Below are 20,561 nucleotides of genomic sequence, written 5' to 3'. Positions count from 1 at the left end.
AATCTCCTGCGCCGGAGTTATTCGCCGTCGTATGCAGCGCATGCGGCTTATGACCACCTGCCTTGCGCTGACGTTCGCCGTTCCCCAACTCGCAGCCGCCGACGAGTACCGCCTTGGATCGCAGGACAAGCTGACCATCCGGGTGGCAGAATGGCAGACCGTTGAAGGCACGTTCCGCGACTGGACGGCCGTCAACGGAGAATACACGGTCGGCCCGGCCGGAACATTGTCCGTGCCGTTCGTCGGCGAAATGCCGGCATCCGGCAAGACCACGTCCGAGGTCGCGGCGGCGATCGGCCAGGCGCTCCAGCGCAAGCTCGCTCTGGCGGACCGGCCGGAGGCCTCCGTCGAAATGGCGCAGTACAGGCCGTTCTACATTTCCGGGGAGGTCCAGACCCCGGGCCAGTATCCTTACGTGCCTGAGCTGACCGTCCTGAGAGCGATGAGCATCGCCGGCGGTGTCCGGCGGAGCCCCGAAGGACAGCGGTACGACCGCGACATGATCAATGCCAAGGGCGATTTTGACGTTCTCCAAGACCAAAGGGTCCGACTGATCGTCAGGCGCGCGCGCATCGAAGCGGAGATAGCGGACAAGCCGGCATTCGACGTGCCGAAGGAGGTGGCCGACGATCCGAAGCTGGAGAGCATCGTTGCCGACGAGATGGCGATCCTGACAGCCGATCAACAGAAGCTCAAGCTACGCCTTCAGGCGCTCGATGATTTGAAGAAGCTGCTGCAGAGCGAGATCGATTCGCTGCAGAAGAAGATCGTCAACCAGCAGCGGCAGGTCGACCTGGCAAAGGAACAGCTCAGCGGCATCGGTTCGCTGGCGCAGAAAGGCCTTGTCGTCAACACGCGGGTTCTGAATTCGCAACAAACGATCGCCGACCTGGAAGGCCAGATTCTGGATTACGACACGGCCATCCTCACCGCCAAGCAGGCGATCAGCAAAGCCACCCAGGACGCCATCGATCTGGAGAACACCCAGAATGCGAGCCTCGCCGCCGACCGGCAACAGGTAGAATCCGATCTCAGTGCAACGATGCTCAAGATGAACATGCAAACGGGCCTGATGGCTGAAGCCGTGTCGGGGAACCCCGCGTCGCGCCGCTATCGCGACGGCGAAGAGCCAATAATGTCGTTCAGCCTGGTTCGGGTGGTCGACGGCAAGACCAGCGAAATCAGCGCCAGCGAGGATACGCCAGTGCTGCCCGGAGACGTGATCAAGGTCAAGCTGGCGCCAGTGGCCGTTCAATAGGTTTTCAACCAGCTGCGTCGACAGAGGACCGTAGCCGGCACCACTTCGCCGACGATACCAGCGATCTGTTCATCGCCGTGCCGCTCGACCAGTTCGACAGCCGGACCTGTCCATGCGTCTCCTGGTCAACTTGGTGCCTGGCACGGTGGTGCGCCAGGACGGCAAACATATAGTCAGAAAGGGCATTCCCGTCGCGCTGGCTGGAATTGCTCCGCCGTTGACAAGTCGCCCGCTTCGCCTACACTCGCGAGCTCGGGGACAACTGGGAGCATACGGGTCGCATTCGAAAAAGCGAGCCGGTGGTTAGGGGCGTATCCTACCCCGTCCGCATCACTGGAAAGCGCAACTGTCCGCTCGGAGGATTGCGGCGGCGGCGTTGCTGGCCATCCTGGCCGATCCCGACCACGCCGAACAGATCGACTGAATCGGCGAAGAGTTCGACCAGACGAGTTCGACCTTGAACTCGCCAACACTGTGCTCGCCGACCGACAAGCCAGCCTATCGCCAACTCGGGACGTGAGTAATTACAGCGCAAGCAGAAATTGTGCTTTAGTTGCAGCTAAATCCGAAGAGGACCTTGTCATGCACGGTGAAAGGGACGAAATCGTCAATCGAGAAAGAGAATTTCACAATCTCAGATTTAGTCAGGAGGAAGATCCAAGAGGAAATCTGGACAAGTGGTATCGAACAATTCGTCACGGTGCCGAACGTCAAAACGAGGAAATAAAACGCCTTTCGAAAAACGCAGACGTGCTCGAGTACGGTTGTTCCGATGGCGGGTGGTCCCTGCATTCCCTGCACCTGCCCGATCTTTGCCGATCCCTGACGGGGATCGATATTTCGGAAGTAGCAGTAAACAAGGCGAACGAGCGGGCGAGAACGCTTGGAAACATGAACGCCACATTCTTGGCGATGAATGCGGAAGCCATGTCCTTCGAGGACAACAAGTTCGATTTGGTTTATGGGCGCGGGATCATCCACCACCTGGATCTGGACCGGTGCTTTTCCGAGGTGGTCCGTGTCTTGAAGCCAAACGGCGTGGCGTCCTTCTACGAGCCGATGGGACACAATCCTCTCCTGAACGCCTTCAGAAAACGGACACCCGATATCCGTACCGCTGATGAACATCCATTGTTAGTTTCGGACTTCGCGTTGGCGCGCCGCTATTTCCGCGATGTCCAGTGGAATATTCGGCCTGTGGAAGCGCGCTGATGCGCGAAGCATCTCGGAGACCGTCTACACAGTTGGCAAAGCTGTCGATTCAGTCGTTCTGACGCTTCCCTTTGTGAAGCGGTTCGCATGGTATGCGCTCCTGACCTTAGGGCCTGATCAACAGGCAGCAGGCCCAGCTCGGGCGAGAGTGAAGGAGCAACGGCCTCTCGCCACCGCTTCAGAAGCTGCCTGCGAGACGATCGTTCGCCTTAGCGCGGGCCGGGTCGTGTCGGTCGTGGGCGTGGCAAGAATGATGTACTGATAACCATTGTTAGTTTCGGACTTCGCGTTGGCGCGCCGCTATTTCCGCGATGTCCAGGTGGAATATTTCGGCCTGTGCTCCGTAGGAAGCGCGCTGATGCCGCGAAGCATCTCGGAGACCGTCTACACAGTTGGCAAAGCTGTCGATTCAGTCGTTCTGACGCTTCCCTTTGTGAAGCGGTTCGCATGGTATGCGCTCCTGACCCTTAGGGCCTGATCAACAGGCAGCAGGCCCAGCTCGGGCGAGAGTGAAGGAGCAACGGCCTCTCGCCACCGCTTCAGAAGCTGCCTGCGAGACGATCGTTCGGCCTTAGCGCGGGCGGGCGGCGTCTTCGTGTGGCGGAGAAGATCATAGACCGCCTTGGCGTCGAAGTCGGGGATCATAGCGCAATTGGAGCCGGGTCAGTGGGCCACTCAAAGTGCCCTCACCAAGCCTGGTCGCAGGAAATCGTGCCCGAATAGTTCGTGAAATTGCCCCCAAGGTCACATTCATTTTTTGTTTGTTTAGCCCCTTGCGGTTTTCGCTTCCTCGAAATCGCTGACCGCGGTCCACCGGGGACGGGCGACAGGCACCTTCGCCAGCTTGAAGTAGCTGTAATACAGGAGGAAGGAGCCCATGATGTAGGGATTGAAGGTATCGATCTCGACGAAGGACCGGATGAACAGAAGCACCATCACGCCGGCGAGAATCACGGACTCGGCTTGCCATGTCCTGAACACCAATGCCGATATATGGCCCCACAGCGTGCGCAGGATGATCAGCGAAATCAGCGTCGCCCCGACATAACCAAGCTCGACGAGGGCTTCTATGTAGGTGTTGTGGAAGTGGAAGCCGGCTCGGGTCGTGATGTAGAATTCGTTCCAAAGCCGCTCGGCCTCGGCGAAACCCTGCACCCAATAGGCCGCGTAGCCGACGCCGAGGATCGGCGCTTGCTGCGCCGCGTTCCAGCCCTGATCCCAGAGATAGGTCCGCCCGGTGAGCGTGGAATCCTTTCCGAAGGCGCCAAGGACGAAATCCAGAAGTCCGGCAAAGGCAACCACGGTAACCACGACCAGCCCGCCTGCGCCAACAAGGAAAATCACCCGTCGATAGCGGAGCGAAAGCTTCTTGGTCATGGCAAGCAGAGCCACCAGAGCGAGAACTGCCGGTATCGAAGCCGTCGAAGTGGCGGAATGCGCAACGAACAGCATATAGGCCGACAGAACGACGACCGGCGCCGTGAGGAAAAGGCTTATCCGGCCGCGTCTGAGAAAGGCCAGGAAGACAATGCAAAAATAGATGCCGAGCGATGCGACAAAGCCGATCTGGTTTTTGGAGCTGAATGCGCCGACGAAATTGTACGTCCCGTCGAGAATATCATAGGAATAAGCCCCGACCTTGAGCGAATAGAGCAGGACGAAAAAAATCCCGACCAGTGAGCCTATTGTCAACGTCCGGACACTGACGGTGCGCGCTGCAATGTAGGCGCAGGCAATATGAGAGCAATATTGGATCGCCGTCCTCAACGTGATGCCGGGAGCATCCGACCAGAACACAGAGAGGCAGATGTAGATTGCAAACGCCAGCGGAAGCCCGACGCTGGAAACATGCCGCAACAGCCGCCGGTAGTCCACCAGGATGAGGGGGAGCCAGACCGCATAATAGGCCAGGATCAGGATTTGACCGAAAACGGAGGAGTAGGAGAACGCCCAGATGGAAATGGCAACGGCGAATGCGCCGTAGACCGTGTTCTTCTCCGGGTCGACCAACAGAGATTTCGGAATCTTCATCTCGGTAGCGGATTCCCGTCCATCCAGTTCAATGCCGATTCGCCGCCGCGCCACGTGCGGGCGCTCTCGTTGTGCAGTGCAATATAACCCATTCGCCGTAGCCTGTCACCCAAATGAGGCAAAAACACCTGTACGGACGCCGCTGCGGGAATAGGAACTCGTCCAGCTGCCGGCCACCCGACCGCGAACATCGCCGAGCGCCTGGGCATCACCGCCGAGCAGTTTTTGCAGTTTTCCAGCATCGGGCAGAGAAATCGCCGCCAGAAGGCCACGTCTTCAATCGCCTGCTCCTGGCCCACCAGAACCCGTGCGGCGACCCCAGATCTCGACTTGAACTTGTCGGCCGTTGACTTCACATTCGCCGCCGACGACGCCGCCCAGCGCCCGTCGGAATGGGCAACAAGGGAAGACCATATGCCAATGAGTTTTGCGGGACGGTTTGCCGGACGGTCGGCCGTGATCACCGGTGGCGCCTCAGGCATCGGCCTGGCCGTCGCGCAAAGGATTGTCGAAGAGGGCGGGCGCGTTTGCGTCTGGGATCGCGACTCCGCCCAGATCGAAGAGGCCAAGGCCGTCATTGCCAGCCTGCACGGCGTGACCGTCGACGTCGCTGATGCGGCAGCGGTCGAACACGCCGCCCTCAGCACGATCGAAGCGCTTGGCGTGGTCGATATCCTGGTCACCAGTGCGGCCATCACCGGACCGAACATGACGACGTGGGATTATTCGGTGGAGGATTGGCGCCGGGTCGTCGACATCAACATCAACGGCGTCTTCTATTGCAACAAGGCGCTGGTTCCGCACATGATCGAGCGCAATTACGGCAGGATCGTCAACATCGCCTCGATTGCCGGCAAGGAGGGAAATCCCAACGCGTCGGCCTACAGCACGTCCAAGGCGGCGGTGATCGGCATGACCAAGTCGCTGGGCAAGGAGCTGGCCAAGACCAAGGTGACGGTGAACTGCGTCACGCCGGCAGCCGTGCGCACCGCGATCTTCCAGCAGATGAGCCAGGAGCACATCGATTTCATGCTGTCGAAAATACCGATGGCGCGGTTTGGCGAGGTCGAGGAAGTGGCGGCACTGATCTCATGGATCGCTTCCGAGGAATGCTCCTTCACGACGGCCGCCGTTTTCGACGTTTCCGGCGGCCGGGCGACCTATTGAAGCAAGTCAGGCGCGATCTAGAGCAATTCCAGGAAAAGTGTGAAACGGTTTTCCGTCCGGAATTGCGTCAAAACAGGGGGATAGAGCGGCTCTGCGTTTCCGTGAAACGATGAACCGCTCTAGCTGTGAGTTTCCAGAAGGTTGTCCATTCGGGTCCTCCGACGAATCTGAAGTGTGGTAACTCCAGTCTCCTCGGTCGGGCCCGAATGGACAACCTTCTGGAAACTCACAGCTAGCGTCGCCGGACTGGAGTTCACTTCGTTTGCTCAGGGTCGAACCACCATTGTCCGACGAAGACCTGCTCGATCGCTTCCAGCGCGCGGCCTTCGGCTATTTCCTGGAAACCGTGAATCCCGAGAACGGACTGGTCGCCGACACGTCGCGACCAAATTGGCCGGCAAGCATCGCTGCCGTCGGCTTCGCCCTGTCCTGCTATCCGGTCGGAGTCGAGCGCGGCTGGGTGACACGAGACGCAGCCGTGAAGCTGACGCTTGCCGCACTGCGCTTCTTCTGGAACAGCCGGCAAGGCAATGGCGCCGACGCCACCGGCCACAAGGGGTTCTACTACCACTTCCTCGATATGCAGAGCGGCCGGCGCGCCTGGCGATGCGAATTGTCGATGGTCGACACGGCGCTTTTGATGGCCGGCGTGCTCGTGGCCGGCGCCTATTTCACCGGCGACAATGACGATGAACCTGAAATCCGCGACCTGGCGGAGATGCTCTACCGGCGCGTCGACTGGCGATGGGCGCAAGGCAGCAGTCAGACCTTGCGACAGGGCTGGAAGCCGAAGAGCGGCTTTCTGCGTTATGGCTGGGAAGGCTACAACGAAGCGATGCTGCTCTACGTTCTGGCAATGGCAGCCCCGGACAAGCCGGCCTCGGACGAAAGCTATGCGGGCTGGACGGCGACATATCGGTGGGAGAATATCTACGGTTACGACGTGCTCTATGGCGGCCCGCTGTTCATGCACCAGTTCTCGCATGCCTGGATCGACTTCGACGGCATCCGCGATGCGTTCATGCGGGAGAAGAACTCGGACTATTTCGAAAACAGCCGCCGCTCGACTTTCCTTCACCGGGACTATGCACGGCACAACCCGTCCGGCTACGACGGCTACAGCGAAGAACTTTGGGGTCTTTCGGCGGGTGACGGACCGGGCAATTTCCGGGCGCGGATCGAGCGGCGGCCGCGCAAATTTTCCGGCTATGCAGCGCGCGGCGCGCCGTTCGGCCCCGACGACGGAACGATAGCGCCGTGGTCATATCTCGCATCGCTGCCCTTCGCGCCGGAAATCTGCCTGCCGGCGCTGCGCCATCTCAGAGAACGCCACCCCGAGGTGATCGAAAGCTTCAGGATGCCGAGCGGCTTCAATCCGACGCTGGCGAACCGGCGAAAGTTCGGGCCGAGCGGCTGGATATCGGACGCGCACTACGGACTAGACCAGGGTATCGTCGTGCTGATGATCGAGAACCATCGCTCGCGCCTGATCTGGAACCTGATGCGGTCAAATCAGCATATCCGTCATGGCCTGCACAGGGCGGGGTTCAGCGGCGGCTGGTTGGCGCAGCCGGCGAGCCCTCGCGAGGCTGCCTGTGTCGAATGACGGGACTGTCGACCCGGAAACCACAGCGACCTGATCAAAGATCGACGCGACTTGCCACATACACGGCCGCCGCGCCGCATCCAGCGCTTGACGAAAGTGCTATTCGGCTAAAAAAGATTGACGTGAAATAGCACGGGGCGGACCATTTCTGGATGTTGCCTAAAATAAAGACCGACTATGCGGTCCGGCTGCTGGCGCGAGGTTACATATGCCTGCCGCTTCGTGCCGGCGGCAAGCATCTCGACCTCGAGGCCATGGGATATGATCCGCTGCACTTGCAAACCTGCCGCAAGGACCTGAAGGAACTCGCCTTCTGTTCCATTGCGTTCCAGCTGTCGCAAAAGCCACCGACCGGCGAAGACATCGAGCGCTGGTTTCACGACTTCGCCGGAAATGTCGGCATATTGGGAGGATTTTCCAACCTGCTGATCCTGGATTTCGACAGCGCCGCCGCATATCGGGGCTGGTTCAGCCTCCATGGTGAAATTGCAAACCGTACACCGGTGGCAAGGTCCCCGAATGGCTTCCATGTCTATCTGAGGACACGTGAACCGATGGTGTCATCCAGCCTGCATTTCGGCATGCGCCGGGTTGGCCACGTCAAGGGGCTTGGCGGTTACGTGGTGGGCAGTCCCTCGGTGCTGAAGGACGGTTCCTCCTACAGCTGGTTGGAGAACCAGTCGCCGTTCGATCTCGAACCCCAGTTGGTCGAGAACCTCGCCAATCTTTCGCTGCGCCCGGTCTCGCCGCTGAAGCATTATTACGATCGTTTGCGAAACCGAGGCTTTTTCGAGCGGCAGTGAGTAAATCAGGGGAAACGCGATTGGACGTCACGGTCGTCATCCCGGCAAGGAATGCTGCCGCGACGATCGATGCCACGCTGCGCAGCCTGATGCCCGACAGAGATCGGATCGGCGAGATCCTTCTGGTCGATGACGGTTCCGACGATCAGACCACGTCTGCCGCGATCGCAAGCGCGCAGCGGTACGGATTGCCGCTGGAGGTCGTCAGCGTCCGCCTCGGCAGCGCCGGCGCCGCGCGCAACGTCGGAATTGCGCGGGCCAGCGGCAAATCCATATTCTTCCTCGATGCGGATGACGAGTTGATAGAGGGAGGCCTGTCGCTTTTACATGATGCCCTCCTGTGCAATCCCGAGGCGGGCCTGTCGATCGGGGCCAGCATCCGTCGCACGAACGGGCGGCCGGACAAGCTCAAGACCCCGCACGGATACACCAGCGACAGAGCCCAAAACACCAGGCGATACCTTCTCAACGAACTCTGGCCGATCGCCATGGGAAGCGCGCTGGTCGCGACATCAGCCACGGCCACCATCCGCTTTCCGGAAGCGATCGGTCTCGATGAAGACACGTGCTACTGGGCGGCCCTGCTCGCGCGCTTCGAGGCGGCAATCGTCTCGGCTCCGGTGCTGCTCTATCATCACGACGAGGCACGAATGGCGCAGCGCTTCATCCTTGCGCCGCGCAGGACATTTCTTGCCATTGCGCTCGAACTGGACAGGCTGACTGACTTAGGCGTCGAGAGGGAGGCCGTTCAATGGCGAAAGTCCTGGATCGCGCAGCGGATTTCACGACAGCTCATCAAGCACAAAAGATACACCGACGCGGCAGGCATGATGCGGGCCGTTCGCGCCCATCAAGCATCGGGCCGGAGCTGGAAGGCCTTGCAGTACAGCGCCCGGATCCACGTCGGAGCAATGACTGAAAAGCACAGGCCGGATGCAAGGGCTACCACCCCCAACCACGGCAAGGAGCGGCGCACGCTGGTGCTGTCCTACGATCCGGCCTTCCCTCCTGCCTCGGGCGCCGATCTCAGGAACCATCGCAACGCCATGGTCGCGGCGGAATTCGGGCCGGTCTGCCTTGTCTCGATCCGGCCGCAGGCCGATCCATCGAAACCGGCCGATCCCCGCATTCAAACGGCTTCTTTGACGATCGAGGGGGAAGCCCGTACGGCCTCGATCGGCTGGTGGAGGATACGTGCCGAGAAACGAATTCCACGCACCGCGCTGACGCGTCTCGCGGCGATTGTCCGCGAATTTGCCCCGGACAGCATCGTGGTCGAGGGCATTGCGCTGTTCAAACTGCTGCGGCCCTTGCGGTCCTTGGCCGGACAGCTCATCCTCGATATGCACAATGTCGAGTCCGACCTGGCGGGACAGTTGCATCGCGCCGACGACACAAGATCGACGCCGGCCATCGCCGCCGCCCTTGGCGTCAGGCGCCTCGAAAGAAAGGCGCTCGCCATCGTCGACAGGGCCTGGGTCTGCTCAAGGCAGGATTACGAAAGGCTGGCCGCACTTTGCCCGCACAAGGCGCCGATCGATATCGTGCCGAACGGCATCCCCCGTTTCGAAGACATTCCCGTCGACCTGCCGGCGGAGGCTGGGACGTCCGACGGCTTTCCGGCTATCCTGTTTGTCGGCCATCTCGGATACGAGCCAAACATCGACGCCGCCGAACGACTGGCCGGCACCATCCTGCCCCGCATCCGGCAACGATTGCCGACCGCGAGACTGGTTCTTGCCGGCCGATATCCAAAGCCGGCCGTGAAAGCGCTAACCGGACTGCAAGGCGTGGACCTCGTAGGAAATCCGGACGATATGCGGCCGCTGCTGTCGCGCGCGCATCTCAGCATCATCCCGCTTTCGGCGGGCGGCGGCACGCGCATCAAGGTTCTGGAAGCGATGGCCTGGGGCATTCCGGTGGTTGCGACGCCGCTGGCGGTCGAGGGCCTGGACCTGGTCGAAAATGAAGAGGTGCTTCTATCGGATTCGGATGAGCGGCTTGCCGACATGGCCATCGAGCTTTGTCTGTACCGCACGCGCATGGCGAGCCAGCGTGTCCGGGCGCATGCGGCCGTATGGTCCAGGTTCGGTCCTGAAGCCATCCGCAATGCTGTCCGCAGCGGCTTTGGGCTGGACGATGCCGGCGCATGATATCCACGCTTTTTCCAAACACCGGTCGATGAGCTGCCGATGATCCCCACCATCCTGCACCAGACGTGGAAGACCGACAGCGTCCCTGCCCGCTTTCAGGGCTATGTCGAGAGCTGGAAACGGCACCATCCCGGCTGGACGACGATGTTCTGGAGCGACCGGATGCTGCTCGAGTTCGTCGCCGAGCATTATCCGGATTTCCTGTCGATCTTTTGCAGCTATTCGAACGGTGTGATGCGCGCCGATGCGGCACGCTACCTGCTGCTCTATCATTTTGGCGGGGTCTACGCCGACATCGACTGCGAATGCGTCGCCCCTTTCGATGCGATCATGAGCGAGGACCGGGTCGTGCTCTGCAAGGAGCCGGATACGCACGCGCTCGTCCAGGCAAAGTTTCGCGGACTGCCCTATTTGCTGTTCAACGGCACGATGGCGAGCCCGCCCCGGCATCCCTTCTGGCTGGAGGTCCTGTCCCTGTTGCCGGGGCTGGTCCATGCCAAGGAAGCGCTCGACGCGACCGGCCCCTGTGTGCTGACCTCGGCGCAGCTCGGCTATGGCGACCAGGCGGCTTTCGCCATACACGCTTCGACCTTATTTGCGCCTATGGACTCGGCCGGGCGCACGGACATGCCAGTTGGCAACGGAGCGCAGACGCTGTCGATCCATCATTGGGCCGGCACATGGTGGACGCCGCGACCTGCAGCGCGGTGGCGGGACACGATCCGCAGTCACGCCTACCGGTTCTGGCACCATCTGACACGCGGCGCTCATCTCGACGAGACTGCGGCGAAAGCGAGCGTCAGCCAGGCGGCGCTTTCGGCAGCGCCGCCGTCGGGCTCGAATGTCGCCATTCTGGTGCCGCTGCGCGATGCGGCCGACCATATCCAGCCGTTCCTCGATGCGTTGCAGGTGCTCGACTACCCCAAGGAAAGGATCAAGCTGGTCTTCTGCGAGGGCGACAGTTCGGACGGGAGCTGGGAACGACTGCAGGCGGCAGCGGCGCCGCTTGCCGGCGTCTATCGTGGGGTCGTCATGCTGCAAAAGCATCTGGGCACGCGCCTCGACCGGGCGAAGCGAACGAAACCGAGACGGCAGCGCGAGAGACGGGGCGCCATTGCCAAGGTGCGCAACCACCTGATCGATTATGGGTTGGATGCCGACGATGCCTGGGCGCTGTGGATCGACATCGATGTGTGGCGATTTCCAAGCGATGTCTTGAACCGGCTGATTGGAAGCGGGCATCGCATCGCGGTTCCCAACTGCGTGAAGATCGCCGGCGGCGACAGCTTCGACCTCAACAGCTTCGTCACCACTCAGCCCGAAAGGAATTATCGCTACTATCGTGAAATGCGTGGCGGCCTTTACCAGCCGCCTGCCTATTTCATAGGCCGCCTTCACCTCAGCGACGTTCGCCATCTCGAAAGCATTGGTCTCGATGGGGTCGGTGGAACCATGCTTCTTGTCGACGCCGCATTGCATCGCGGCGGTCTTCGGTTCCCGGAAATTCCCTACCGCGATCTGATCGAAACCGAAGGCTTTGGCGCCCTCGCCAACGATCTGGGCATCAGACCCGTCGGTCTTCCCAAGCTCGAGATACTCCATGTTCCGTGGTGATCGGAACTGACCGGCGCTGCTCGAGCTCTTGCCGGATGGGTTCCAGATAGGCTTGCGGCCGCAACCGTTGCCAGAGGTAATCGCGGTCTGTCAGATGCGCGACCTGGCCGACCCATCGCTCCATCATTTCGGGATCCCGGACCTGTTGCCAATCATCGACTATGATGACGGGGAACCCTTCATAGAGAGGATCGAGCGGCGACGTCTTTGTCACGACGATGCAGCCCAGATACAGCAGTTCCCACGTCCTGTGGCAGTCGAGGCCGCTTCCAGCCGTCGAAAGGACCAGCGGGTACTGTGCATAGCGCTCCCAGATCGAGCGTTGCGATAGCCGCTTGTCAAGAAAATCGACATGCGGGCATCCCTTCAGGGCATCGACCAGGTCCCGTCGCCCCGTGGGTCCCCTGCTCAAGTTGAGATCACAGAATATTCTGAGCGGGCGGCGCTCCGGCGCGTCCTGCCGACGGCGAATGGTTTCGAGGAGCCTCGCAAGCTGTCCGGGCGTGCTGAAGCTGCGCATCGTGTGAAGATCGAGCCCGATCGGGAAAGGTTTGAGCTTGGGGTGATCGCCGTCGCAGTTCTGGGTGTACCAGGACACCAGGAAAGGGTTGGCGAGAAGCCGCTCGGCGGTATCCTTCGCGAGATTTGACGGCACCGACGCATCGCCATCCGTCGTCACCAGCGCGAACGGCGCCTTGATGGTCGGCAGGGCCACTTCGACGAAAGTGTCGAGATCGCAGACACGCGATTCCCTGGCCCGAGTGCTCAGACGCAGCCAGACCAGGCCATGCGCGCCGCTATAGTGCTTGCGGAAGAATGCCTCCGTCTGTGCCGATTCGGTCGGTGCGTATCGATACCAGCGTGGACCGGCGAAATCGCAGAAGGACCCGATTCCCTTGGACCATAAAAGCGGAGGAACACGGAGAAAGGGCAAGGCGGCGGAATGAGCCGCCTTTTGCAAGAGCTTTCGCCGACGAAACTTGCCCATCTGCAAGGATTAGCCCAGGCTCCGGCGCCGTTGCAATATCGGGCACGAAGATGTTCGCCCTGCCGCCGCATTCCCGAAATTGTTACCTCGGGTCACGATTTTTCCGCCAGCGATGCAGCCAAGTCCGCAGTAGGGAAACGCGGCCAAACGGAAGCGAGGGACGCTCCGATGGTGGACAGTGGCGTTCCTGCATGCGTTGATGCACGAGCGTCACCAAGCGACACTTTCGGGACGTCTCGAGTTCTTGCAGTCGCTTGGCGAGAGGCTCGGGCAGCGGCTTTGAGCGCCAGGCAAAATAGGCTTCATAGGCTTGCGGCGTTTCGACCAGATGACGCAGGTAGGATGCGAGGCCGGCAGGACTGCCGAAGGCCGTCGCATCGATATAGGAATTGGCTGGAACGAATTCGTCGATGTTCGGCGCGCCAAGGTAGATCGGCACAGTGCCGGCAAACAGCGGATCGAAGACCTTCTCGGTCACATAGTCCGGCGAGATCGAATTCTCCAAAGCAAGGCAGAATCGATATCGCGCAATGGTTTCGATCTTCGTTTGCCGGCCAAGATCAGCCCCCTGGATCGGCCGATTGGGACGATGCCGGCCATAGGAATCAATCTCGATATGGCAAGCAAGCTCTGCCGTGAATGCAGCTCGGCCGCTGCGGTCGATCGTCGAGGATTGAAAATGCACAACCGGAGCACGTTCCGTTTTCGATGGAATCGAGCTCGCTTGCACGGCTTTCCACCAACCCGCCTTTGGAAGATAGGGCGTCCAGACATCGGCCGCGGCTTCATAGGTCATGGTGATGTCAAAGTGCTTCATGAACCGAGGGTTGGTCATGCAAGGGCAGTTCTGCCTGCTCTCCATCGACCAAGCGACCCAGTGCTGACCTGGATATTTGCGGGCGTCGCCAATCTCGCGAAAATCCGGAATGTGGAAGACGACCGCCGTCGCCTCGGCGATGCGTCTGCGATCGAGCGTCCACCGCACCGGCAGCGCACAACGCGGTACGGCCGCGATGTCGACGGGCCTGCCGAAGAAGGATGTGTAGAAAAGGATGAGCGGAGCGTTCGACGGCATAAAACGCAGGTACCTTGCTGACGCGTCGTTTCTGTACTCTCCTCTCAAGGATTGCGAAAGGACGGCCAGCACCGCGGCGGGCTGAACCAGGTCAGGTTCGCATTCCGAAGTATCATCGGTTGCTCGCCCGCCCCGGTTCGTCTGCGCTATGGACCCTGATTAGCCGGCGAACGTGTAGGCTGTCTTCACCGTAGTGTAGAACTCCGCCGCATAGCGACCCTGCTCGCGCGGGCCGTAGCTCGATCCCTTGCGTCCGCCGAAAGGCACATGGAAGTCGACGCCCGCCGTCGGCAGATTGACCATCACCATACCGGCTTCCGAATTGCGCTTGAAGTGCGTGGCGTGCTTGAGGCTCGACGTGCAGATGCCCGACGTCAGGCCGAAAGGCGTGTCGTTGGCCACCGCAAGCGCCTCGTCATAGTCCTTGACGCGGATCACGCTGGCGACGGGCCCGAAAATCTCCTCGCGTGAAATGCGCATGGCGTTAGTGGCTTCGACGAACAGCGCGGGTTGCAGGTAGAAGCCGGACGTTTCGCGATCGAGCCGTTCACCGCCGAAGGCCAGATCGGCGCCTTCCTTGCGGCCGATGGCGATATAGTCCTCGTCCTGCTTCAGCTGGCTCTGGTCGACGACGGGTCCGATCTGGGTTTTCGCATCGAGGGCGTCGCCGACAACCAGCTTGCCCAGGCGGTCTTTCATTGCGTCGACGAAGCGGTCATGGATGCCGTCCGTCACGACCAGTCGGGACGACGCCGTGCAGCGCTGGCCGGTCGAGAAGTATGCGCCGTTGATCGCGCAATCGACGGCTGTGCCGAGGTCGGCATCGTCGAGCACGACAAGCGGGTTCTTGCCGCCCATTTCGAGCTGGAATTTGCGCATGTGCTCGACGCTCGCCGCAGCCACGCGCTTGCCGGTGCCGACCGAGCCGGTGAACGTGATGGCGTCGAGGTCAGGGCTATCGAGCATTGCCTGGCCGACCACCGAACCCTTGCCCATCACGAGATTGAGCACGCCCTTCGGCAGGCCGGCGCGGTGCAGGATGTCGACAATCGTCCAGGCGCTCTCCGGAACCAGGTCGGCCGGCTTGAAGACAATGGTGTTGCCGTAGGCCAGGGCCGGGGCGATCTTCCAGGCCGGGATGGCGATCGGGAAGTTCCACGGCGTGATGATGCCGACGACGCCGACCGCCTCCCGCGTGATCTCGACACCGACGCCGGGCCGCACGCTCGGAACCAGCTCGCCCGACAGGCGCAGCGTCTCGCCGGCAAAGAAGTCGAAAATCTGGGCGGCCCGCACGGTCTCGCCAATGCCCTCGACCAGCGTCTTGCCTTCCTCGCGTGCCAATGACCGGCCGATTTCCTCTTTCCGCGCGATGATTTCGTCCGATGCCTTCTTCAGCACCGCATGGCGCGCCAGCGGGCCCGACCGGGACCACGCCGGAAACGCTGCTTTCGCCGCCGCGATGGCCTGCCGGGCCTGCTCGGCGCCCCCCGACGCATATTCGCCGACCACGTCATCGAGGTTGGACGGGTTTATGTTGCGGGAGCCGGCATCGCCCACCCACTCGCCATCGATGAGGTTCTTTCGAAACGGGATCATGTCGCTGTCTTCCTTGTCGTCCTTCGATTGCCGTCTATCTGGACCACCGGCCGCCTCACCGCAAGGCCGCCGGCGGCAAAGTTCTCCTCCTCGACGGGTATGTGCTAGGTGTCGAGGTGGCAAAACATGATTCTTGAAAGGTGCGACGCGGATCGCGCCGGGAGGAATAGTCATGTCCAACAGCGCCTTGCCGCTGGTGATCAGCGCGCCCGAACCGCGCACGCTCGACCTGATTTTCACGCCCGAGGCACTGGCGAGATTCCGCGCCAGATACCGCATCGTCGAAACGACGCCCGAAGACGTCGCGACCCTCCCAGCCGACATGCTCGCCGAGGTGCGCTACATCGTCGGTCAGCCGCCCATCGCGCCGGAGACGCTGGAAAGGATGACGGCGCTGCGCTGCATCTTCAATGTCGAGAGCAATCTCATCAACAATATGCCGTATGAGACGCTGTTTTCGCGCGGCATCCATGTCGTCACCACGGGTCTGGTTTTTGCCGAGCCGGTGGCAGAGCTCGGCCTTGCCATGGCGCTCAACCTCGCCCGCGACATCGTCGACGCCGATCTCGCCTTCCGGCAGGGCAAGGAGCTGTGGGGCGGCGACGGTAACCGGACAGCGCGGCTTCTCTCCGGCGCGGATGTCGGCATCATCGGCTTCGGCGATCTCGGCCGCGCGCTCAACCGGCTGCTGTCTGGCTTTCGCACGCGGACCAAGGTCTTCGATCCATGGCTGCCGCCGTCGATCCTTATCGAGAACGGCGTCGAGCCGGCCTCGCTCGATGCGGTTCTGTCGAACAGCGACTTCATCTTCGTCGTCGCTTCGGTGACCAGCGAAAACCAGGGTTTTCTCGGCGCTGAGGCCTTTGCCAGAATGCGCAAGGGAGCCGCCTTCATCCTGCTCAGCCGTGCCGGCGTGGTCGATTTTCCGGCATTGATGGGCGCCGTTCGCAGCGGCCACATCGTCGCCGCCAGCGACGTGTTTCCGGAAGAACCGCTGGCGCAGGACCATCCCGTGCGCTCGCTGCCCGGCTTCCTGCGCTCCGCCCATCGGGCCGGCGCGCTCGACGTCGCCTTCAAGCGCATGGGCGACATGGTGCTGGAAGACATGGACCTGATCGACCGCGGCCTGCCGCCGAAGCGTTCGAAGCGGGCCGAACGCGAGACTGTTTCGCGCATGCGTTCGAAGCCGGTCGACAAGAACTGAGCCGCCAGACCCAGCGCCTGTGCGAACTTCTTAGATGGTGAACGACCAGAATAGGCAGGCCAGCGTCGCTGCGGCGAAGACGACGAAGAACAGGCTTCTCAGCAGGATGTTGCGGCGCAGCTCGTTCATGAAGAGATGGCATCCGACGACGGCTGCGACAAACAGGAAGCGCCAGTTCAGCAGTGCTGGCAAAATGCCGCCCTGACCGGAAGCCCATCTGGCGGCGAGGCAGCCAATGATAGTCGCGAACAATACGATCATCGCCCAAAAGATGGCATCGGCGGCATGTGTCAGGACGATGCCGGCAGCTCTGATCGGCAAGACCATCATCAGCAGCGCGCTGAAGAAATAGACTGACGCAAGCGGGATGAACGTCCCGGCATCGGCAATGCCGTCCAGGCGCTTGGCGCCGATCGCGCCATAGGGATAGCCATGCCTGGCCACCGCCAGGCTAAGCGCCATCAGCAAACCCGTCAGCACGGCGACCAGTGCGAATGAAGTGAGAGTCTTGCTCATGCTGTTCCCTGTCCCACCGTTCCCTGTCCTTGGCGAATCGAACAGGGACCTTGGTAGCTCACGGTTGTAAATTGCTGGTAAGCGTCAAAGCAGCGCGGTGACAGCTTGGTGGGACGGCCTTTGCGGCAGAACCGTTCCGGCCACGTGAAATTCAACAGCGACCGCGCATTCACTCCGCCGCTTGAAGATTTCGTCCATCGATAATCGTCCTGATCTCGGCGCGGCAGGAGCCGCAATTGGTGCCGGCATGCAGGGTAGCGCCGATCGCTTCGACGCTTACGCAACCGCCACGCACCGCTTCCGCGATCTGATTGGCGCCGACCCCGAAACAGGAGCAGACGATGGCGCCACGGTCGACGCGATTGCCACCCGGCCGCCCGGCCACGAGCCGCCCGCGCCGATCAGCATGGTCCGCACTCAACTGCTCCACCGCCCAACTGCGCGACACGGCGACCGGCTTTGGCGCCAGATAGAGCGCGCCAGCCAGCCTGCTGCCGGCGAAGCGGGCGAAGCGATAGTGCCCGCCGGCAACGTCATGATAGGCGAGCGTCTCGCCTATCGCGTCCGCCCCGAGAAGCGAAGCCGCAAGAACCGGCCAGTCCCGGCCAGCCTTCAACGCAAGCTCGAGGCGCCAGCCGGCGGCGCAGCGGGCGAGGCTCCAATAGTCGGCATCGACCGACGCGGGCCGTTCGGCAAGCACCGCGAAGCCGAAAGCGACGGCAGCGAAGCGTTCCACGCGGGCCGCAACGTTCTTAGAGGCCGGCTGGCCCGAAATCGTATCGGTGACGGGCGCCACCAGCGCATCGACGCGAGCGCGCGCTGAGAACTGGTCGGTCCAGTGCATCGGCACGAAGATTGAGCCCGACCGCTGCCGTGCCGTCAGCAACGCGCGGACCAGCACCTCCCCATGCGCGGTCGAGACACGCACGATGTCGGCGTCGCCGATGCCGAAATGCTGCGCATCCGCCGGGTGGATTTCGACGAAGGGCTCCGCCATGTGCTGGGACAGCCGCGGGCTCTTGCCGGTCCGCGTCATGGTGTGCCAGTGGTCGCGAACCCGCCCGGTGTTGAGGAGCAGCGGGAAGTCGGGGCTGATGCGGTTTTGCGCCGTTGGGCGGACGGCGATGAAGCGCGCCTTGCGGTCGGGCGTGTAGAAGCCGCCGTTGGCGAAGAAGCGGGTGCTGGCTGAGCTATGTCCAGCTTGAGCACCCCCCTCTGGCCTGCCGGCTATCTCCCCCGCAAGGGGGGAGATTGGCAGCGTCGAGCTCGCCGCCCATTCTGCAACGTTGGCGATTTGCGAAGGCCGCAATGAAGGGTGATCTCCCCCCTTGCGGGGGAGATGGCCGGCAGGCCAGAGGGGGGTGCCTGGGCTCGGCGCTGGCCACTGGAACGGGTCTAGCGCTGCATAAGTCGCAGCATCTATCCCGGCATAGGCGCCGATGTCGAAATCCCGCGCACTATCATTCTCGAATGCCGACAGCGCGGCGTGCTCGGCGAACATCTCCGCTGGCGACGCATGCGAAAACGCCTCGCCAAAACCCATTCGCCTGGCCACTTCCGCGATCATCCACCAGTCGGCCCTTGCCTCGCCGGGCGCTGGCAAGAAAGCGCGCTGGCGCGAGATACGACGCTCCGAATTGGTGACGGTGCCATCCTTTTCGCCCCATGCGGTGGCAGGCAGCCGGACATGGGCGTGGCGGACTGTGTCGGTCCTGGCCATTACGTCCGACACCACGACAAACGGGCAGGCCTTGATGGCCGCTTCGACGGCATTGGCATCCGGCATCGAATCGACCGGGTTTGTCGCCATGATCCACAGCGCCTTGATGCGTCCGTCGGCCACCGCCTGAAACATCTCGACCGCCTTCAAGCCGGGTTTCTGGGCAACGGTCGGCGCGTTCCAGAAGCGTTGCACGCGCTCGCGATGTCCGGGGTTTTCGATCTCCATATGGGCAGCCAGCATGTTGGCCATGCCGCCGACCTCGCGGCCGCCCATGGCGTTGGGCTGGCCGGTCACCGAGAACGGACCGGCGCCGGGCTTGCCGACACGGCCGGTGGCGAGGTGGCAGTTGATGATGGCATTGACCTTGTCGGTGCCCGAGGACGACTGGTTCACGCCCTGGCTGTAAACGGTCACCGTCTTCGCCGTCGCGGCAAACAGGCTGTAGAAACGGCCAAGCTCGTCCTCGCCGAGGCCCGTGGCGGCGGCGATGCCGGCAAGGTCGAGCATCGAAGCAACGGCAATCGCGTCGTCAAAGCCCCTCGTGTGCGCTGCGATATAGGCGCTGTCCAGTACGCCGTGTTCGCCAAGATGGGCGAGCAGGCCCGTGAACAGCGCGACGTCGCCGTCGGGCGCGATCGCCAGATGCATGTCGGCGATATCTGATGTCATGGTGCGGCGCGGGTCGATCAGCACCACCTTCATGTCGGGCCGTTTTTCCCGGGCAGCGGCGATGCGCTGGTAAAGCACCGGGTGGCACCAGGCGAGATTGGAGCCGACCAGCACGATCAAGTCGGCAAGTTCCAGATCCTCATAGCTGCCCGGTACCGTGTCGGAGCCGAAGGCGCGGCGGTGGCCGGCGACCGACGAGGCCATGCACAGGCGTGAATTGGTGTCGATATTGGCCGAGCCGATGAAGCCTTTCATCAGCTTGTTGGCGACGTAATAGTCCTCGGTGAGCAACTGTCCCGAGACGTAGAAGGCGACCGCGTCGGGTCCGTGCTCGGCGATGGTCCGCGAGAAGGTCGAGGCGACGAGGTCGAGCGCTTCGTCCCAGCCGGTGCGGCGACCGTGGATCTCCGGAGTGAGCAGCCTGCCGTCGAGGCCGATCGTCTCGGCCAGTGCCGAGCCCTTGGAACAGAGCCGGCCGAAATTCGCCGGATGGTCAGGGTCGCCGCGGACGGTTACCTCACCGTCCGCGGCGACCTTCGCCAGCACGCCGCAGCCCACCCCGCAATAGGGGCAGGTGGTCCTCACCTCGCGCGCCTCGCCGATCTCCATGCTCAGGCCGCGCGGCTGGCCAGCGCTTCCAGCGCGATGAACAGACGATCGCCCTCGATCCGCACCGGAATGGTGCGCACCGCGCCTTCGTCGGCGCCAAGCGCCTTGCCGGTTTCCAGCGAAATCACCCAATTGTGCAGGGGACAGGTCACCGCCGCGCCATGCACGATACCCTGGCTGAGTGGCCCGCCCTTGTGCGGGCAATGGTCATCAATGGCGAAGACTTGGTCGTCCGCCGTGCGGAAGACCGCGATTTTCCCCTCGGGGGTGGCGACGCAGCGCGCGCCACGGCGAGGGATGTTGGAGAGGGTGCCGATGGCGATCCAGTTCATCT

General features: G+C 62.1%; 16 protein-coding genes. 8 read left to right on the top strand and 8 right to left on the bottom strand.

Annotated features, from left to right (window positions below; translation table 11 throughout):
- Positions 1–49 precede the first annotated feature (49 nt).
- On the top strand, positions 50–1,258 hold the full coding sequence (locus tag EJ066_RS10025) for a polysaccharide biosynthesis/export family protein (RefSeq protein ID WP_126043811.1): 1,209 nt from the start codon (positions 50–52) through the stop codon (positions 1,256–1,258).
- Positions 1,259–1,840: 582 nt separating this feature from the next.
- Complete coding sequence (locus tag EJ066_RS10020; RefSeq protein WP_245455113.1) at positions 1,841–2,470, top strand: class I SAM-dependent methyltransferase; 630 nt, start codon at positions 1,841–1,843, stop codon at positions 2,468–2,470.
- A gap of 765 nt (positions 2,471–3,235) precedes the next feature.
- Here EJ066_RS10020 and EJ066_RS10010 read toward each other — a convergent pair.
- Complete coding sequence (locus tag EJ066_RS10010; RefSeq protein WP_126037236.1) at positions 3,236–4,501, bottom strand: O-antigen ligase; 1,266 nt, start codon at positions 4,499–4,501, stop codon at positions 3,236–3,238.
- A complete protein-coding gene (locus EJ066_RS10005) occupies positions 4,498–4,965 on the bottom strand; it encodes a hypothetical protein (protein ID WP_189644588.1) in 468 nt (155 codons plus the stop codon). Before EJ066_RS10005 ends, EJ066_RS10010 begins: the two co-directional genes overlap by 4 nt.
- Here EJ066_RS10005 and EJ066_RS10000 point away from each other — a divergent pair.
- The 5 genes from EJ066_RS10000 to EJ066_RS09980 all read left to right on the top strand — a co-directional run bounded on the left by EJ066_RS10000 (position 4,916) and on the right by EJ066_RS09980 (position 11,844).
- Positions 4,916–5,668, top strand: a complete 753-nt coding sequence (locus EJ066_RS10000; RefSeq protein WP_126037232.1) for an SDR family NAD(P)-dependent oxidoreductase — start codon at positions 4,916–4,918, stop codon at positions 5,666–5,668. The two genes, EJ066_RS10005 and EJ066_RS10000, sit on opposite strands and share 50 nt — an antisense overlap.
- A 262-nt stretch (positions 5,669–5,930) precedes the next feature.
- Positions 5,931–7,274: a glucoamylase family protein gene (locus tag EJ066_RS09995; protein WP_126037230.1), complete on the top strand. Its 1,344-nt coding sequence runs from the start codon at positions 5,931–5,933 to the stop codon at positions 7,272–7,274.
- A 152-nt stretch (positions 7,275–7,426) separates the two neighbouring features.
- A complete protein-coding gene (locus EJ066_RS09990) occupies positions 7,427–8,077 on the top strand; it encodes a bifunctional DNA primase/polymerase (protein ID WP_126037228.1) in 651 nt (216 codons plus the stop codon).
- Between the two features lie 20 nt (positions 8,078–8,097).
- Positions 8,098–10,230: a glycosyltransferase gene (locus tag EJ066_RS09985; RefSeq protein ID WP_245455112.1), complete on the top strand. Its 2,133-nt coding sequence runs from the start codon at positions 8,098–8,100 to the stop codon at positions 10,228–10,230.
- 39 nt (positions 10,231–10,269) lie between these two features.
- Positions 10,270–11,844, top strand: a complete 1,575-nt coding sequence (locus EJ066_RS09980) for a glycosyltransferase (protein WP_126037224.1) — start codon at positions 10,270–10,272, stop codon at positions 11,842–11,844.
- Here the strand turns inward: EJ066_RS09980 and EJ066_RS09975 are convergent.
- From EJ066_RS09975 to EJ066_RS09965, 3 genes are all read right to left on the bottom strand, one after another.
- Complete coding sequence (locus EJ066_RS09975) at positions 11,795–12,832, bottom strand: hypothetical protein (RefSeq protein WP_245455193.1); 1,038 nt, start codon at positions 12,830–12,832, stop codon at positions 11,795–11,797. The genes EJ066_RS09980 and EJ066_RS09975 overlap by 50 nt on opposite strands.
- 82 nt (positions 12,833–12,914) lie before the next feature.
- Positions 12,915–13,907 carry a glycosyltransferase family 10 fucosyltransferase gene (locus tag EJ066_RS09970; RefSeq protein WP_126037222.1) on the bottom strand — a complete coding sequence of 331 codons (993 nt, stop codon included), beginning with the start codon at positions 13,905–13,907 and terminating at the stop codon, positions 12,915–12,917.
- 159 nt (positions 13,908–14,066) lie between these two features.
- Positions 14,067–15,503 (bottom strand): aldehyde dehydrogenase family protein, encoded by a 1,437-nt coding sequence (locus tag EJ066_RS09965; protein ID WP_189644523.1) that lies wholly within the window; start codon positions 15,501–15,503, stop codon positions 14,067–14,069.
- A gap of 175 nt (positions 15,504–15,678) precedes the next feature.
- Here EJ066_RS09965 and EJ066_RS09960 point away from each other — a divergent pair, with 175 nt between their 5' ends.
- Entirely contained in the window at positions 15,679–16,710 is a 1,032-nt protein-coding gene (locus EJ066_RS09960) for a hydroxyacid dehydrogenase (RefSeq protein WP_126037218.1), read from the top strand.
- Between the two features lie 30 nt (positions 16,711–16,740).
- Here the strand turns inward: EJ066_RS09960 and EJ066_RS09955 are convergent, their stop codons facing one another.
- From EJ066_RS09955 to nirD, 3 genes are all read right to left on the bottom strand, one after another.
- Positions 16,741–17,226 carry a hypothetical protein gene (locus tag EJ066_RS09955; RefSeq protein WP_126037216.1) on the bottom strand — a complete coding sequence of 162 codons (486 nt, stop codon included), beginning with the start codon at positions 17,224–17,226 and terminating at the stop codon, positions 16,741–16,743.
- A gap of 169 nt (positions 17,227–17,395) precedes the next feature.
- Complete coding sequence (locus EJ066_RS09950) at positions 17,396–20,227, bottom strand: nitrate reductase (RefSeq protein ID WP_126037214.1); 2,832 nt, start codon at positions 20,225–20,227, stop codon at positions 17,396–17,398.
- Positions 20,228–20,229: 2 nt separating this feature from the next.
- A complete protein-coding gene (gene nirD, locus EJ066_RS09945; protein ID WP_126037212.1) occupies positions 20,230–20,559 on the bottom strand; it encodes a nitrite reductase small subunit NirD in 330 nt (109 codons plus the stop codon).
- Positions 20,560–20,561: the final 2 nt, after the last annotated feature.

Source organism: Mesorhizobium sp. M9A.F.Ca.ET.002.03.1.2, assembly GCF_003952365.1.
Taxonomy (GTDB): Bacteria; Pseudomonadota; Alphaproteobacteria; order Rhizobiales; family Rhizobiaceae; genus Mesorhizobium.
This window is presented reverse-complemented; position numbering and strand designations above follow the sequence as displayed.

Bases quoted from the DNA above. Each gene is read 5' to 3' on its own strand.
- EJ066_RS09970 (WP_126037222.1), bottom strand. From the start codon at position 13,907: ATGCCGTCGAACGCTCCGCTCATCCTTTTCTACACATCCTTCTTCGGC.
- EJ066_RS10025 (WP_126043811.1), top strand. From the start codon at position 50: ATGACCACCTGCCTTGCGCTGACGTTCGCCGTTCCCCAACTCGCAGCC.
- EJ066_RS09960 (WP_126037218.1), top strand. From the start codon at position 15,679: ATGTCCAACAGCGCCTTGCCGCTGGTGATCAGCGCGCCCGAACCGCGC.
- EJ066_RS10000 (WP_126037232.1), top strand. From the start codon at position 4,916: ATGCCAATGAGTTTTGCGGGACGGTTTGCCGGACGGTCGGCCGTGATC.
- EJ066_RS10020 (WP_245455113.1), top strand. From the start codon at position 1,841: ATGCACGGTGAAAGGGACGAAATCGTCAATCGAGAAAGAGAATTTCAC.
- EJ066_RS09975 (WP_245455193.1), bottom strand. From the start codon at position 12,832: ATGGGCAAGTTTCGTCGGCGAAAGCTCTTGCAAAAGGCGGCTCATTCC.
- EJ066_RS09980 (WP_126037224.1), top strand. From the start codon at position 10,270: ATGATCCCCACCATCCTGCACCAGACGTGGAAGACCGACAGCGTCCCT.
- EJ066_RS09955 (WP_126037216.1), bottom strand. From the start codon at position 17,226: ATGAGCAAGACTCTCACTTCATTCGCACTGGTCGCCGTGCTGACGGGT.
- nirD (WP_126037212.1), bottom strand. From the start codon at position 20,559: ATGAACTGGATCGCCATCGGCACCCTCTCCAACATCCCTCGCCGTGGC.
- EJ066_RS09990 (WP_126037228.1), top strand. From the start codon at position 7,427: ATGTTGCCTAAAATAAAGACCGACTATGCGGTCCGGCTGCTGGCGCGA.
- EJ066_RS10010 (WP_126037236.1), bottom strand. From the start codon at position 4,501: ATGAAGATTCCGAAATCTCTGTTGGTCGACCCGGAGAAGAACACGGTC.
- EJ066_RS09950 (WP_126037214.1), bottom strand. From the start codon at position 20,227: ATGGAGATCGGCGAGGCGCGCGAGGTGAGGACCACCTGCCCCTATTGC.